This is a genomic window from Qipengyuania aquimaris (assembly GCF_009827445.1).
Taxonomy (GTDB): Bacteria; Pseudomonadota; Alphaproteobacteria; order Sphingomonadales; family Sphingomonadaceae; genus Qipengyuania; species Qipengyuania aquimaris.
In genome coordinates this window covers 572,507-589,338 of the sequence record NZ_WTYI01000001.1, presented here as the reverse complement: position 1 = coordinate 589,338, position 16,832 = coordinate 572,507, and the positions used below count along the sequence as shown (strand labels likewise).

Annotated in this window: 10 protein-coding genes; 2 read left to right on the top strand and 8 right to left on the bottom strand. The window is 55.6% G+C overall.

Going from position 1 to position 16,832, the window contains the following annotated elements; all coding sequences use genetic code 11:
* Window positions 1–177 precede the first annotated feature (177 nt).
* The 7 genes from GRI34_RS02865 to GRI34_RS02835 form a co-directional block, all read right to left on the bottom strand.
* On the bottom strand, window positions 178–759 hold the full coding sequence (locus GRI34_RS02865) for a recombinase family protein (RefSeq protein ID WP_160594653.1): 582 nt from the start codon (window positions 757–759) through the stop codon (window positions 178–180).
* A gap of 256 nt (window positions 760–1,015) precedes the next feature.
* Window positions 1,016–1,522, bottom strand: coding sequence for a hypothetical protein (locus GRI34_RS02860; protein ID WP_160594652.1), 507 nt, complete (start codon window positions 1,520–1,522; stop codon window positions 1,016–1,018).
* Window positions 1,519–4,239: a hypothetical protein gene (locus GRI34_RS02855; protein WP_160594651.1), complete on the bottom strand. Its 2,721-nt coding sequence runs from the start codon at window positions 4,237–4,239 to the stop codon at window positions 1,519–1,521. Before GRI34_RS02855 ends, GRI34_RS02860 begins: the two co-directional genes overlap by 4 nt.
* 718 nt (window positions 4,240–4,957) lie before the next feature.
* Window positions 4,958–5,380, bottom strand: a complete 423-nt coding sequence (locus GRI34_RS02850) for a MucR family transcriptional regulator (RefSeq protein ID WP_234028136.1) — start codon at window positions 5,378–5,380, stop codon at window positions 4,958–4,960.
* 43 nt (window positions 5,381–5,423) lie between these two features.
* A complete protein-coding gene (locus GRI34_RS02845; protein ID WP_160594649.1) occupies window positions 5,424–6,701 on the bottom strand; it encodes a hypothetical protein in 1,278 nt (425 codons plus the stop codon).
* A 614-nt stretch (window positions 6,702–7,315) separates the two neighbouring features.
* Window positions 7,316–9,052 (bottom strand): site-specific integrase, encoded by a 1,737-nt coding sequence (locus GRI34_RS02840; RefSeq protein ID WP_234028135.1) that lies wholly within the window; start codon window positions 9,050–9,052, stop codon window positions 7,316–7,318.
* A 316-nt stretch (window positions 9,053–9,368) separates the two neighbouring features.
* Window positions 9,369–10,757, bottom strand: a complete 1,389-nt coding sequence (locus GRI34_RS02835; protein ID WP_234028134.1) for a DcaP family trimeric outer membrane transporter — start codon at window positions 10,755–10,757, stop codon at window positions 9,369–9,371.
* Between the two features lie 141 nt (window positions 10,758–10,898).
* On the opposite strand from GRI34_RS02835, the gene acs reads away from it, so the two are divergent.
* Together acs and GRI34_RS02825 are read left to right on the top strand one after the other, a co-directional pair.
* Window positions 10,899–12,830 carry an acetate--CoA ligase gene (acs, locus tag GRI34_RS02830; RefSeq protein WP_160594647.1) on the top strand — a complete coding sequence of 644 codons (1,932 nt, stop codon included), beginning with the start codon at window positions 10,899–10,901 and terminating at the stop codon, window positions 12,828–12,830.
* Window positions 12,831–12,836: 6 nt separating this feature from the next.
* A complete protein-coding gene (locus GRI34_RS02825; protein ID WP_160594646.1) occupies window positions 12,837–13,472 on the top strand; it encodes a response regulator transcription factor in 636 nt (211 codons plus the stop codon).
* On the opposite strand, the gene GRI34_RS02820 is transcribed toward GRI34_RS02825, so the two are convergent.
* On the bottom strand, window positions 13,442–16,807 hold the full coding sequence (locus tag GRI34_RS02820; protein WP_160594645.1) for a hybrid sensor histidine kinase/response regulator: 3,366 nt from the start codon (window positions 16,805–16,807) through the stop codon (window positions 13,442–13,444). The two genes, GRI34_RS02825 and GRI34_RS02820, sit on opposite strands and share 31 nt — an antisense overlap.
* Window positions 16,808–16,832 lie beyond the last annotated feature (25 nt).

The following is a 16,832-nucleotide window of genomic DNA, read 5'->3' as shown; positions in this document are numbered from 1 at the left end:
CCTAAAGTGGACGCGCAGCTTCTCGTGATTCAAGTTCTTGAACCACTTCACGAACTTGCCGCAACTCCAACCGCCGCTCTTCGCACAGCATTTTCGCTCCCGCTCACCCGCAGACGGGTGCTCATAAAGCCAGAGACCGACTCCGCATCGTTGAATTAGAATGAGGCATAGCGTCGATCACCGCTGCGACATGCAATAGCGTTTCACTGTCGCGGCAGATAAACCAAACTCATTCGCCGTCTGTGAAATGCTAGCTTTATTAGCCTTTCTCCACTGCGCCACGGCGGAAGCATCAGCAGCCATTGGACGGCCTAGGCTAACCTTGCCTCTATGGGTCTTACCGCTCTTAGCCAATGAAGCCCTAGCTGCCGCTCTACCTGCATCGCAGCGCTCTTTGATACGTTGACGTTCCATATCGGCAATCTGAGCAAGCACAGCCACCACAAGTTCACCAACGCCTTTGGCTATCGGCCCAAGGCCTTGAACATCTATGATGACACCTTTGCCGATTAGATCACGAACTATGCTTTGAACGTCCAAAGCATCGCGACCCAAACGGTCTATCGCAGTTACGCAAACTGTATCGCCTTCACGCACATACGAGAGCAGGTCTGCAAATCCTGGCCTATCAACTGCCCTAGTGGCACCTGACACACCTTCATCGGCAAACTCCTTGTCGAAGCTGCCACCCAAAGCTTTTCGCTGGCTTTCAATGCTCTGACCTTCGGTAGAAACCCTGAAATATGCAATGCGGCTCATATGGCACTCCGACTCGCTCAAAAGATATGAGTAAGTTTATGCGCTAGGCTCATAAAAGAGTCTAGTAGGTTTTGAGCCATTTCCGGTAATGGCTTTGAGGGTGGCTCAAAGCTTACAAGTTTCGAGCTCCTTTACTTTGCAAGCACCAATCTTCAATTTGGCGCCAACAGGTTACCTTCTGCGGCTCTTTCGATTGCTGAGCCAATTTTTAGAACCATTTGAAAACAATTCTCAAGGCCTTGCGACCAGCTCTCGATTAAAAATTGGCGAGAAAATCCTTGATGAGCTTTAGGTTTGCCCTCGCTCTGGAAAAACGATCGAGAATTGCGCTTCGATCTTTCCTTAGCTCTTCCCACTCTTCTTTCTTTTTGACCAACCTTTTATATTCAGCTCGACCCGTCCATGGCCCAACAAAAGTGCCGCCTTTGATGTTGGTGCATTCATTCTGCCCTGCAACCCCAAGAGACACTGGATCCAGTTGCATGATGGGTGGCGCAGGTGGGACGGCCATGAGCTTACCTTGGTCCTTGGTGGATTTATTGAAAATGAAGCGAACTATCTCCCGAACCTTGGCCTCATACTTTTCCGCTTCCACAGAATAATATGCGTTCTTATGAGCCTCAGTATTTATAGCAGCATATAATTCAACATACTTTACGTTTGCAGCTTCGCTGCATCTCTCAATCTGAGCTTGACCTTGAGCAGGATCTGAGAAAACTAACCCACCAAATGCGAGTATAGTGATCAGCATCGCGCGCTTCATTGCTCAGATCCTTGCGAAGCGCGGATCGCATTTATTGAAAAGTGCTCCCGATCGTCCATGGAAAGGCCTTTTAGCGCTTTGAAGTTCATCAATCGGTCAACGACCAAAGAGCGTAGCTTGCTCAATTCATAAATGTCGTTCGTATAAATTATCTCCCCGCTGAATACCAAGGCGGGCCCGGGAAGCTCAACCAGAACCGCGTCGGCCTTTTCACCACCGGGCAAAAGCTCGATAAATACCAATCCATCTTCACTCTTCCGTAGGACTGATTTCGGTCCAAGTAAGGTGTTCAACAATATGAGCGGATCACCTTCTTTCGTCGACTTTGCGAAGTTTAGAGCTGCTGCGTAAGCTCCTCGGTCGGGTTCAACACCGGACGGATTTTCTCCATCATAAAGACCCATTCGCTCCCGAACCAAAAAAGTTGCGACGTTTCTTGCTAGAATTTTCCTCCTTAACAATAATTCTCTCACGACTTTTGTTTGCTCCGACGCTTTACCGGTATCGGCCGGAGGATCAGTCAATGCTCTTGCAATACTGAGAATCGTTAGATCGCCGACAGGCATCGCCAAATTGGCAATCGCGACGTCGAGAGTGGTCAATGCATCTTCTAGCCGTTGCTCCGACCGAGACATGGGCGCGATACGCGGATCTTCTAGGACGTCTGCTAGCGATACAGGATTGTCTTGATCTGCAAATTGAGAAAAATTTGCGAGATTATGTTCTAACAAAGCCCACTTAATGACGTCTCGAGCGTGCGAGGCTGACATAGGAACGCGGAGTAAATTAGCGGTCGCTTCTGGAACATTTTGCTCTGCAATAGGCAATTTCACGCATACTAATCGCTCAAGAGCGACCATTTCAATTTTTCGATCCTCGGCACAAGCTCCTAGGCCTCGCAGGCCATCGATCCGATTCTCAAGTTGGTCAAACGATTGAGCGGGCCGGGAATAGGAAAACATTGCCTCTGCTGATGAGATCCCAGATGCTCTAATGTAATCTGCATTTAACTTCCAACTCGCCGCTTGATTCTCAGCGAGCTCTTTAAGAACATAATTCTCCGCCTTGACGTCTATCTCCTTTGTTAGAAAGTTAATGAACCACGACTGGCTGGAGAATTGGCCCAAGGTATTGTCCATCTTTTGACCACAGGCTTCGGCGTCATAGTTAAAGTTGAAAGCGAATTGACTTGCCTTGTCAAAGCTGGGAAATCGACCTGTTGAAGGATTGAACCCGAATGCAGCCGCGTTTGCCGGATCAAGGGCGTGCTCGTATAACTTCGGACACGATCGCCAATCCTCGTTAAGTGCCGTTGCCGCTAGCCTGCCGATCCGATCTATACCGAACTCCACAGTATCAAATCGCTCGTTCAATTTATCGAAATGAATATCGACACGTTCACTAATGCTTTTCATCTGATTGCTTAGAGCCTGCTGATTCCTCAATATTTGAGTAAGCTTCGCATCCATCTGCCGAAGCATTGCCAACTGAGGATCCGGTTTTTTCTTCGCGAAGGCACCCGTGATCGACGACACGACACCCAAATAATCTCCAGTCGCATATGAGGTGAACGCGGACAGAGCAACCGATCCAAATTGGACAATCTCTCCCGCTTTTCCGGTCTCGACACCTAGTGCTTCAGCAATCCCGATCACTTGTTTGGTATCGTCGATTAAATTCCCCGCTGCTTTGATATTCGCTTCAAATTCTGCTTGAGCTTCGAAATGCGAGATCAAGTCAGCCTTCACGGCCTCCTTTTCGCACGCTTCAGCATCGCTTGGACAATAATACCTGTGCGCAAGGAATCCGCCCTTCAACGCTTCAACCTTCTCAACGGAAGATAACTTCGAGAACATCAAATCTTGGATAAGCCCGATAGAATCGGAATTCATAGCAACTCGGCTATCAAGCTGTGCAATCGAACTTTCTAATAGTCTCGCCGACTCTTCAAGGCCAGTTATACGCTTATCATGCTCGGAAAGGACAGCATCAGTAATCTGCCTGTATTGATCAAACTTAGAATTCAGTTCACCCAGGCCCGATTGGAGTTGGGCAATTTGGAAAGTGTTTTCGTCGACCAAATCGAGTGTCGATTTTTGAGTGTTTATAATCGTGCTGACAATCAGCCGTTTCGACGTTTCTTGTAAAAGCGGGTCAGCAACGTTTTCTTCGATTGCGCCAAACGCCGCAGTTCCTTCCTCTAGCTTTGCACGTAACGCGGCAGGGGGCAGTTTTCGTAACTCGGGGTAGCTTAGTCCTGTCTCAGCAATGATACTCTCTTCTTTCGCTGCGAGATATGACCTCAACTGCTGATCCACTTCGGCGCGCTCCGCGGCGAAATACTTGTCCGATCCAGCCTGGATTCCAGCTCTAATGATTGTTGCCGGAACGAGCGCAGAGCCGCCTGTGCTATAGATCGCTAGCGCCAAGCCAGCGTCAGCAACAGCTTCGACTGTAGCCTCCTTTACCGTAATAGGCCCCTCAAGGGACAGTTTCTGCCTGTTAAAATTATCGACGACACGCTTCATAACCTCTCCAGTTGAACCAGTGTCCACTGGAGGAATGTACTCCGGATCGTCGATACTATCGTGCGCAGCTACTAAAAGATCTATTCCCCATTTCGCAGTTGTGATTGTGAGGCTTCTAGTTAATTTCTCCCCTTCGTCTTGAGCCAAGGCACTTTGGGGCTGCACAAACAGACAGATTGCTGTTGTCATCAAGTAGACTCGTCTCGTCATCTGAGGTCCCAATTGAGGTTTTGCAGTTGATCTCAATGTAGCCTAAATCCAAACGACCGACAAACTTCTGACCAATTCTCATTGGTTGCTCGCAAGACAATGCTTCGATTGACCCCAATTCAACGAAACGGAGCGCGGCAAATTATATAGCGCGTCCAAAGGCATAATAGTTATGCCTCTCGTTTCTTGCTGAACGCAGATCTGAGAAAAATGGGAGTTAGCTCTCCACCCAAAACCTGACATCGGCGCTTCTTGCCAGCCGACCAAAGCAGACATTCGCTATGTGAGGATTGGAGGATCAGCGCGGCCTGACTTCAAACAACCCAACCAACCATCGATTTTGCGGTTATCTTCCTGCCAAAGGCCGGTGGGCGTTGAAATGGCTCGCAGAGGCCTAAACTTACATAAACATTTCTGAACTTATCTAAATGAAGATAGGTTTGTGAGCTTAAGTTATTTCGAGTGAAAATTTATGAACGGATAGGTTTAATCAATACCAATAAATTCTAAGACTTCTATTTTCCATAGCCCCTATAATAATCGCAAACTTCGCCTCTCCGCGTAAGCGATTTTAAGGGCCCTCTGTGCGTTTTATTTGTTTTGGCTACCCTACTGGCCAAATGGCCCCAAAACGCAATCCTGGGGCATTCTCAAGCCTCCTGCGGTATGTCAGGTCCTCCGGCTGAGCTTGGTCGTATTATTTGCTACCAGCCGCCTTCCTGCCGCGCTTTTGATTTGGGTTTTTGCCCAAGCCAATTTTCTTAGCGAGGTCGCTTCGGGTTTTTGCATAGTCCGGAGCTACAAGAGAGTAGCTATCTGGAAGACCGTAGGCTTCGCGGTATTCTTTGGGCGTCATGCCATGCTCAGTTGAAAGGTGCCGCTTAAGCATCTTCATCTTCTTGCCACATGCTAAGCAAACAAGATGATCCTTCTTGATGCTGGCCCTTATCGACACGGCAGGTTCCGGAGCTTCGGCCTCGAACTGTTCCTTGCCAAGGTTAGCGAGTGCACCATGGATGTTCGCAACTAGGCTCCCCACCCTTTCGGAAGCAATCTGGTTGCTAGCAACGTAGGCCGAGGTAATATCAACCGCTAGGACGATCAGGTCTTCGTTTCGCAAATTTCTGCTCCGCAATGAGAAATAATCATCCAGTAGAAGGTGCCTACCTGATCGACAAAGCTGGCTCAACTCCGACATGTTTTTTGAAGTTGGCCTTTAACACCGAGCACGCCAATTCCCTTTTAGACACTGGCACAATTATTGAGTCATGCACCGGGAGCGCAGGAAGCCTAGGCTCTCGGGCCAGCTGGTGCACAGTATCAATCACAGCACAGCTTTCGATGAATTGTAAATCACCCCACCGAACATCGCAGGTGGGCCACCCGCGCAACACTGGATGGAGTTTCAAAGCTTCTTCTCGAACGCCCTTGATGGGGAAATCTTTGCGTAGGTCACGCCCTGTCTCATTGTGGTAGTCGGCCTTCTTATCTTTTGTCCAAGCTCGATGAAAACGGTCATGCCCCAGAGTCATTGCTACCCACCCCTTCAACACCTCACGCGGAATCGCAGGGTGAGAATATGGGTCTCTGGAACTTGGGTCGAAGGCCTGGCCTAGTTTGGCGTGTAGGATGGTTAGGTGACTGGCTCTAATATCGATCTCGACAACAGCCTCACCTTCTAGTTTCATGCAGGAGCGCACCGCGTGCTTCCGCTGCTGATAACTGTTGCCCATGGAGTAGAGACGACCACCTTTGTTCCAAGCAAACCCACGAGTGTCGCCCTCGTTGAAAATACGATGGAAGGCCAAGTGATCGCTTGCAGGTTCGATCTGAATGTCTGCAAAAAAGGTGTTCAGATCGTTCACCTGCTCTGCAAGCGCAGCGGCCTCAGGCTTTCCATAATCGACTGGAATGTTTCGACCCTGCTCCTTCTTGCACCCTACCTGTCTAGAAGCGCCCCTAAGCAATAAGGGATAGGCGATACGAGAGGGGCGGGGGATAGGGCGGAAATGCGTGTCTAGCTTCTCGAGGTCAATGCCGCATTTATCAGCTAAACTAATCAGTGATACCGTTGCCTTGAAGCGAGTTGCCAACCCAATCTCGTTTCCTCCCCCAGTTCCGCCCACAACCGATACAAGTTTGGCAGAGACCGAGCCTTCGACCAGCCGTCTAAAAGCGCGATAACCAATGCGCTCCCCCGTGAAGCTAGATGCCATCATCGAACGGTAGAGACACTTTGAAGGGTCTTGAGCATGACAAGTGAGCAAGTCGGCTATAAAAGCCCCTGTAGCTTCTTCGTGTAGTTTAGAAGGCCTGGGGCGCTTGCTGTCACTTGAAGCCCATGTCTGGCTTGAAACCTTACAGACGAACGCCTGAGCTTCATCGGAGCAAGGCTCTAAACGCAGGTTCAAATAGGACGCATTTTCCCGCTCTATTTCCACCAACAATCCCCAAAGTGTTTCTAGTATAGCCCCCTCCCCCCTTCCTCCTCTTTAAGTATATTGGTGACACCTAAAGGGAGGACAAAGGGAGAATACAAATGATCTATTTAGTTGAAATGACTGTCCCAGTTCCTGAATTACATAAAACTAGGTAAAACGATCCATATTCCATCAATACAAATCCAGCCCTACAATTAATCTCTGAAATTAGAGTCTTCATGCAAAGCGATTTTATCAAATGCCCCTTGCCAATGAATATCGCTCCGCCAGTGCGAGCCCGTTTAGACTCGAACAACTGCTTAGTCTTTAATTCCTTTGAAAATGAATGCGGTTTACTCATAAAAAATTCCTTGCAAATACAAATAAATTCCGCCGGACCTCATGTCCGGCGTGATTCGTGTTTGCACGATTTCTCTGAGCCCATAAATCGTCGGTGATTTATTTCATTCATTTTTACTTTGAAAAAATTTTTATGGCATTTTTTCAGACAATAGCTTATTTCATGTTTGTTATAAGGGCTTATTTTCTACCTCGGCATAGGGCGTTTATCAGGTTGATTAGATTGCCATCTAATCTAACCTTTTTGCCAATCCTGAATCCTCAATAGGGCAGGGCTATTTCGAGAATGAAATATAGCTGTGGGTTATAGCTTCCAGCATCGTGTTGATGCGTTTGACAGTCCCTTGCCTTACCCTCCCGTAACCAGCGGTGACGGTCTTCTGATTGTGGCCCAAAGCTACTTCAATCTCATCATCCAGATAGCCAGCGGTCCGCAATGCATCGGCCATTGTGTGGCGGAAGGAATGCGCTCCGAGGCCATCATTGCCGGATTTGACACCAATTCGCTTGAGATAGTCACGCCAGAAGCGAGAAGGCTTTGCGCCGATATGGCCTCTCTCATTCGGCTCTAATTCTGGAAATAGCTGACAGGTTGCTTTGCCATTGGCTCGGCTCCGCTGTCTTTCCACGAAGCTTAGAAAGCCAATCCGCTTTAGCTCACTGTGAATGGGGCAAACGCGGCTGGCACCTGACTTGGTGCGCTGTCCTGTGCTCTCGTCATGTCGAATGAGCAGGAAAGGTATGCCATCATCAAGCTGAATGTCTTCGATCCGAAGCTGCGCGATTTCCCCAACCCTTGCTCCGGTGAACAAACAAACAATCGGTATCCAATATCGCCAATCATCCGCTCTCTGGATTCCAGGCTTATGCTCTTGCCCCTCACGCAAGAAGCCAGTGAAGAGAGAGGAAGCAAAGATTTTCTCAAGCTGCCCCTTTGAGAACGGCGGCCTAGGGTTCTTTCCTTTTACAATGCCGAAGAACAGCCCGTCGCATGGGTTCCTGTCTGCATAGGCATTGGTAACGCACCAGCCGAGAAATGGAGACAGTGTTGATAGGTGCTTATTGACAGTAACTGGGCTGATAGTTTTCGCACCGATAGCCTTCGCCTTCGCAGCGGCTTGGCGCATTGATAGGCCTTCATAGGCTTTAGCCTTTTGATAGGTTGGAGGCAGTGCGGCGAGCGTATCGCGCCAATCTCTAATATCCGCTGGGGTGAGACCCTTGATACTTTTGCGAGGGCCTACGAACTTCGCAAATGAATCAATCACCTTTCGGTCTTGGGTGATACCATCTTCGCGTTTTCTGCCCTCTGCCAGCCGCTGAGCCGCATAGCGATCAAAGAGATCAAGAATGGTCTCCCCGTCCTTGGCGGTGTCATCTTTGGCTTTTAGGCCAGCCTTAACGACCAGACTCGATGGCTCAGCAGCAAACTGGCCCTCTCGCCTAGCAATCTCGATATTAAAGGCCTCAATTGCTGCCTCAGCGATCATGTCGACAAATGTGTCGTAGCCTTCCGACCCTTGCGGTAGAATCCAGTTATTTTTGCTGATGCGGCGATCAGCCAAATCGGACCAAACGGATAAGGGCTTACAAGCCTTAGCCCTCAGGAAATCATCGCGAGTGTTGCGAAGTTTGCGCAGGTAGGCATCATAGGCCTGCTGGTTATCAAGCTCTTGCTGTTTGGCGAGATTTTCCAGCTTGGGCCGAATGCGCGAATATGCCGCCTCGGTAGCTTCCAAAGTCATATCAAGATGATCGGGCGGGTAAGCGGCTGGGCTTGCAGAGCCATTCAACCGGCCTTCCCATTCCGAATGTAAATCTGCCCGCATTTTGCCCGTTAAAAGACGAGCCTCTCGCAAATCATTGGTCTTTAGCGAAACCTGAATCAGCTTGCGTGCTTCCACAGACTGGAAACGTTTCGGCACTCCATATCGGAACCAATAGATAGAGCCTCGCAGCCAAAGGTATTTGTCGGGCGTGCACGCCTTCGCGCGCTTTCGTGTAGTGCTCATCTGCAAACGCCTACAGAGCGAGAACGAGCACGCCAATCGAGGCTATTTTTATGTTTGGTTCGGCAACTTACCTGCCGATATAGGACCGAATTATTGAGCACCGATTATACAGTTTCCTATACAGCGGTCAGGAAATTCCCCTCGTGAAATCAGAAAGATAGGCGCCTCAAAGCCTTGTGACGCAGTCTGTCCAAAATCCTCTCTCCCCGACCATTTCGATCACGAACTAAAATCGCGCCGCGGCGGCCTGGCATTCCTTTGGGAACATCCAGCCACCAGCGGCGCGTTTTCGTTTGCGGGCTTACATGCCCTGAAGTCAGAACGAGTATTTCGTCGATACCTGGATTTTCTGCAGATTGCCCGACTGGCCGTTTTCCAGCGTGCGTTCCGCGTACATATACTCGATCCCGATATCGACCGGTTTGACGGGCGAGTAAATGATATTCGCCAGCACGTTCCAGCTTTCGTCGGTAACCGCACCGGAGGTCAGCAATACCGGATTGTCGGCCTTGAAATAGGACGCCGCAATGTTGGAGCGGACCTTGTCGGACCACATGTGGCGATAGGCTCCGAAACCCGAATAAGTGAAGATCGGGTCGAGATTGTCGTCGAGGTCCAGCGCGGCATCATTGACGATGTTGAGGCCGATATAGCGCCCCAACCCGTCACCCACCGTTCCCATGAACCGGAAATCGTCGCGTTCGCCCAGCTTGAGCTTGCCGGACAAGCTGACCCCGTACCCCAACGCGCTGTCGCCATCAGTGCCGAAATCGTCCTCCGAAATCTTGAGATTGCGCAGGATGCCCGATGCGGACAGCGAGCCCCAGTCGCCGCTGAAATTATAGCGGGCAACGATATCGGGGAGCGAATCGTCGCCCGCTATGACCCGCGCGCCCGTGCTCGATGTCACGGTCGTCTCGGGCTGTTCCACCGCCAGCATCAGCCCGCCGTCAGTGTAGCGGATCATCGGCTGGCGGGCGAAGATCGTGCCCGGCGTCGTGCCGATGAAGTCGAGGCTTTCCGGCAAGGCCCCGACATTCTGGAAGGTCGTCCAGGCCTGGCCGAACAGCCAGTTGTCATAAGTGATGAAGGCTTGGCGTAGGCGTGGTGTGTAGCCGTTGGAAATCCGCTCATCCCCGTCGGGAGTCACCATGAAGTCGAGCTCGATCTGCGAATTGAGCGTATGTTCGGCGCCGACATCGGTCGCGGTCTTGAAGATGAAACGCGATTGGCGGGCGTTGAAATCCGTGTCCCAGCCCGACCCGTCTCCGCCGACGGGGATGGCCCCGGGGATCAGGAAGTCGCGCACGATACTGCCGGAGGCGACCTGGCCGCCGCTGGTGCGCTGGCTGATCGCGTCGAGCTTTACATAGCCGGCGTAGGACACCGTTGTGTTGCCGACGCGGAAGCCCTTGTCTTCCTGCTTCTTGGGTTCGTCGATCTGCGCGGCCAGTTCTTCCTGCCGCAGTTGCAGGGCGCGGGTCTCGGCCAGCGCCTGCTGCGTGGCCGCGACGGTTTCCGCGCGGGCCGCATCCATTTCGCCATCCTTGGCGTCGAGACGTTCCACCAATTGCATGACCAGCGCTTCGAGGCGCTCGAGACGCTCCTCGACGTCGGCATCCTGCGCCGAAACTGGCACGGCGATCAGGCAGGTCGAAGCGAGCAAGCCGGTTCGCAACGCCAGTTTCAAGGACTTCCCAGTCATTCCAACCTCCCTCTTTTTCTTGTCGGGCGATTATGATGGGCAAGGCTGGACTGGATAAATGGGCGATTGGTCGTAAGACCTTCGTCTGAAAGCGCGACTGGCCGCTTACCTGCTATGCCGTCGCTGAAGGGAGACACTTTCATGCTCGACACCGTCAAACGCCCGCAGAGTTCGGCAGCCACGCACTGCACCAGCAGCGACTACGAAACGATGTACCGCCGTTCGGTCGAAGACAGCGATGCGTTCTGGCTCGAGCAGGCGGAGCGGCTGGACTGGGTGAAGGCACCGACCAAGGGCGGTGAGTGGTCTTTCGACCCGGTCGACATCGCGTGGTTCGCGGACGGGAAGCTCAACCTGTGCCACAATGCCGTCGACCGCCATGCCGCCTCGCGCCCCGATGCGACGGCCCTGATTTTCGAGCGGGACGATCCGCAGAGCGCGGGTCGCACGCTGACCTATAGCGAGTTGCAGTCCGAAGTCGTCGCTATGGCGAATGCGCTCAAGGCCATCGGCGTGAAGAAGGGTGATCGCGTCACGATTTACATGCCGATGATTATCGAAGGCGTGCTGGCCATGCTCGCCTGCGCACGGCTCGGGGCGATCCATTCGGTCGTATTCGGCGGTTTCTCGCCCGAGGCTTTGGCCGGCCGTATCGAGGGCTGCGGCAGCCGTTTCGTCGTAACCGCAGACGAGGGCCTGCGCGGTAGCAAGCGGGTGCCGCTGAAAACTAATGTCGATGCCGCCCTGGCAGAGCCGGATCACGACACTCCGCTCGACGGGATGCTGGTGGTGAAGCACACCGGCGCAGACGTTCCGATGACCGAGGGCCGCGACCACTGGTACCATGACGTCCGCTCCAACGCGGATTGCCCGTGCGAGCCGATGGATGCCGAAGATCCGCTCTTCATCCTCTACACCTCGGGTTCGACCGGGAAGCCGAAGGGCGTGGTCCATACGACCGGCGGATATGGCGTGTGGACGGCGACGACCTTCAACTACATTTTCGACTACCAGCCGGGCGAAGTCTTCTGGTGTTCCGCCGATATCGGCTGGGTCACCGGGCACAGCTATATCGCCTACGGGCCGCTGCTGAACGGGGCCACGCAGGTCATTTTCGAAGGCGTGCCGAATTATCCCGATCACGGCCGCTTCTGGCAGGTGGTCGAAAAGCACAAGGTCAATATTCTCTACACCGCACCCACGGCGATCCGCGCGCTGATGCGCGAAGGCGACGACTTCGTGACCAAGCACGACCGCTCTTCGCTGCGCCTGCTCGGGACGGTCGGAGAACCGATCAATCCGGAGGCATGGCGCTGGTATTTCGAGGTGGTCGGGGAAGAGCGCTGCCCGATCATCGACACCTGGTGGCAGACCGAAACGGGTGGCTGCATGCTGACCACCTTGCCCGGTGCGCATGACATGAAGCCGGGCAGCGCCGGACTGCCCTTCTTCGGCGTCCGGCTCCAGCTGGTCGACAATGACGGCGCGGTGCTGGAAGGCGCGAACGAGGGCAATTTGTGCATCACCCACAGCTGGCCCGGTCAAGCGCGGACCGTTTACGGCGATCACGAACGTTTCGTGCAGACCTATTTCAGCACCTACGCCGGCAAGTATTTCACCGGCGATGGCTGCAAGCGCGACGAGGACGGCTATTACCGCATAACAGGCCGCGTGGACGATGTGATCAACGTGTCCGGCCACCGCATGGGCACCGCCGAGGTGGAAAGCGCGCTGGTCTCGCACCCGCTGGTCGCCGAGAGCGCGGTCGTCGGATACCCGCACGACATCAAGGGCCAGGGCATCTACTGCTATGTCACGCTCAACGCGGGCGAGGACGGGTCCGACGCCCTTTACACCGAACTGCGCAATCATGTTCGGACGGAGATCGGCCCGATCGCTTCACCCGACCATATCCAATTCACCGACGGCCTTCCCAAGACGCGGTCCGGCAAGATCATGCGCCGGATCCTACGCAAGATCGCGGAGAACGATTACGGTTCCCTGGGCGATACCTCTACACTCGCCGATCCCAGCCTCGTCGAGCGGCTGATCGAGGGGCGGCAGAACCGCTGATCGCCTATGACGCAGCGTATTATCATCGCCGATGACCACCCGCTCTTCCGCACGGCGTTGAGCCATGCGGTGGGCAAGGTCTGGCCGGAGGCAGAGATCGTGGAAGCCTCGTCCGCGGCACAAGCGCGCGCGGAAGTGGAAATCGGTGCGGAAGCGCTGTTGTTAGACCTGCACATGGAAGATTCCCGCGGATTGTCCGCGCTCATGGACTTTCGGCAGGACTTCCCCGCCCTTCCCGTGGCTATCGTTTCGGCAAGCGAGGATCCGCGCGTCTATGCGGCGGCCAGCCAGCTCGGCGCTGCAGCCTTCATTCCGAAATCCGCGCCGCTGGAGCAGATGCGTGATGCCCTCGCCTGCGTCAGAGACGGCGACGGATGGTTTCCCGAGACCGATGCCGAACCTGACGAAGACCTGGCGAAAATCGCGACGCTCACCCCTGCCCAGCGGCGTATCCTGGCACAGCTCAACGAAGGCCTGCTCAACAAGCAGATCGCCTACGAACTGAATATCAGCGAAGCCACGGTCAAAGCCCATATCACGGCGATTTTCCGCAAACTTGGCGTGGTGAACCGGACGCAGGCCGTATTGCTGGCCGCCAAGCTGGTCGTGGATCAGGAAGCGGCGGAATCCGCCTCGGGCTGACTGGCGGCCCCGCTGCGGGCGACGCAATCGGAGATCAGGGCTCGCAATGCGGCGGGCGAAGATGGCTTGAGCAGGCGATTGGCCCCCATGCGCCGTGCGGCTTGCTCCGTCTCCTCTCCCGCTTCGGCAGTCAGCAATATGGCCGGAGGGCGTGTACCCCAGTGTGCGCACAGCTTTTCATAGACGCCATCGCCGCGCGCATCGCCGTCGAGGCGGAAATCCATGAGCGCGACGTCAGGCGCGGCGGGCGCGGCACGAAGCGCCTCTTCCTCGCCGAGCGCGCAGACGACCTCCAGCCCCCATCTCTTTAGCAAGGCGGTGGTCGAACTGAGGGCGGCGGGATCGTTATCGACCACGAGCACGCGCGCATTGGCCAGCGTCGAGGCCTTGCGTCTGGGAGCGACCGCTGTCCGCGCACCCCAGCGCAGGACCGGCAGGCGCACTGCGAAAGTCGTCCCCTGCCCGACCACGGAGCGCGTCTCGACTTCTACATCCAGCAAGGCCGCAATACGCCTGACAATCGCGAGGCCAAGCCCTAGGCCTTCCCTGTCGCTGGTTTCCCCGCGCTGAAATTCGTCGAACAACCGCTCGACGTCCTTCTCCGGAATGCCGGGACCGGTATCGCAAACGCATAGATCGATTGCGTCACCGACCCTTTTCGCACCCAGGAGCACGCCGCCGCTTTGTGTGTAACGGATCGCATTGCTCATGAGGTTTCGTACGATGCTGGCCATCAAGGCCCGGTCGGTCAAAATCCAGGCGCTGCTGCGAACGCGCGCGAAGCGCAGGCCCCTGCTGTGCGCCTGCACGGCAAATTCGCGCATGATCTCGTCGAAAATATCGTCGAGCGCGACCGGTTCCAAGCGCGGTTCGATGCCGCCACCGTCGAGCTTGGAAATATCCAGCAAGGCGCGGATCAGGCGGTCAGCCGAGGTGATCGAGCCGTCGAGATCCTTGACCAGCCGCACCAGCTGGTCCCTGCCCCGCACCTCCTCGCCCAAGGCCGAGGCGAACAGGCGGGCCGCGTTAAGGGGCTGGATGAGGTCATGGCTGGCAGCCGCGAGAAAGCGCGTCTTGGAGCGTGTTGCCGCTTCGAGCGCCGCATTGGCCTCGCTCAATTGCTGCGTGCGCTCGGCCACCTTTGATTCGAGCGCCTGTTCCGCCCTGCGGTCGGCGGTCACGTCGCTGTAGCTGGTCACATATCCGCCGCCGGGCGCCGGATTGCCGACGATCCGCATGATCCGCCCGTCGTGCTGTTCGCGCTCCATCCGGTGCTGGCGACCTGCGCGCATATGCTCGAGCCTTCGAGAGACCTGGAGCTCGATTTCCGCGTCGGGTGTACCGCTCTGCCGCAGGTTGAAGCGGATCAGGTCGGCGATCGGGGTGCCAACGCTCGCCAATTCATCCGGCAGGGCGAACATCTCCTGGTAGCGGCTGTTCCACGCGACGAGGTTCATGTCCTTGTCGACCAGCGCCACACCTTGGTCGATGTTCTCGATCGCGAGCTGCAACAGGTCTCCGCTGAAGGTGAGGCGCCGGTTGGTCTCGTCGAACATGGCCACCACCTGTTCGAGCGGCACGGGATCACCCTGCGACCAGCTCGACAAGAGCATGCGCGCGGACGAAGTGCCCACGACGCCTGCGATGGTGCGCTCCACCATGGCCAGCATCTCCTGGTCCGCAGGATCGCTGTCGCGCAGCCCCGTCCCCATCGCCTCTATCGCTGCACCGGCACGCTTCTGGCCGACGAACTGGGCGAGAAGGAGGCGGATGTCGGCTACGCGCTTGGCCGTGATGAAACCCGGCCGCGTGCCCGGCGGCGTAGTGCCGACAAAAGCGGCAGCTTGCGCGGCATCGGCCAGTGTCTCGCGGCTCACTGCCGATCCCATCCAGTATGCCGCGATATTCACCCCGAGGCTGAGCAATACCCCCGAGACCAGCGGATCGGGGTGGATGGCGAAAATTGCCGGTTCGCCCGTTGCTGCGGGCACGATCAGGAGGACCAGCCAGCATGCAAATCCCGCCACCAGCCCGGAAACCATGCCGCCCTTGTTCCCGTGGCGGCTCGTCACTCCAAGCACGAGGCCGGGCGCGAATTGTGCCATGGCGGCAAATGCCAGCGTGCCGAGCCCTGCGAGGTCCGCCACCGCTCCGAAGCCGAGATAGAAGAGATAGGCGAGGAAGAGCAGCGCCGCGATGATGAGGCGGCGCACCATGAGGAGCCGTGCGGCGAGCCGGGTGCGATCGCCCGTGCCGCGCAATTCCCTGCGGAACAGCAGCGGGGAAACAAGGTCGTTCGTGATCATCGTCGACAGGGCCACGCTGGCCACCACGATCATGCCGGTCGACGCCGAGAATCCGCCGATGAACACAAGCAGCGCCAATGCCTCGCTGCCCGTCGCAAGGGGCAAGGCCATCACGATCATGTCGGCCTGCGTGCCCTGGGGAAGCACTGCCATTCCCGCGAGCACGATAGGCACTATAACCAGCGACGTCAGGACCAGATAGGCGGGGAACAGCCACTGCATGGTTCGCGTCGTGCGATCGGTCTGCGCTTCGACGAAAGCCATGTGGAACTGGCGCGGCAGGCACAGGGCCGCGCATGCGGCAATAATCGTCAGGATGACGAAACGCGCGTCCAGCTGCGCCATCGAAAAGGGAGACACCGTGGCTTCTGCCGGGACACCGGCAAGGACCGCCACCGCCAGCGCAGCGACTGCCAGCAGCGCTAGAAGCTTTACCACCGATTCCACTGCAATCGTCAGGACGAGCCCGGCATTGTCACCTGCCATGTCCCCGCGGCGCGAGCCGAACAGGATGGCGAACAACGCCATGCTGGCTGCGACCAGCAGGACAAGTTCCTGCGCCGAAACGCTTGCCTGCAACTCAGGATCGAGCGCGAGCAGCGAGCTGCCGACCGACTGCAATTGCAAGGCCATGTAGGGCAGCGATCCGACTGTCGCGATGATAGTGACCAGCGCCGCCACGCTCGCGCTCTTGCCGTATCGCGCCGACAGGAAATCCGCGATCGAGGTCGAATGCTGGGCCTTAGCCTGGGCAAGGACGCGGCGCACCAAGCCGAAGCCGAAGGTGAATACCAGGATCGGGCCAAGGTAGATCGGCAAATAGTGCAGTCCACTGTTCGCCGCCGACCCGACGCCGCCGAAGAAAGTCCAGCTCGTGCAGTAGACCGCAAGCGATAGACCGTAGATCCAGTCCCGACGACGGCGCGAAGGGGAGAACCCTTCCTCCACCCGACGGTCCTGCCGCGCGGCAATCCAGAACAGCGCGATCAGATACAGTGTCGCTGCAGCTATCGCGGCGCCGAACAGCATCGCATTCCTCCCTCCGTGACCGAAG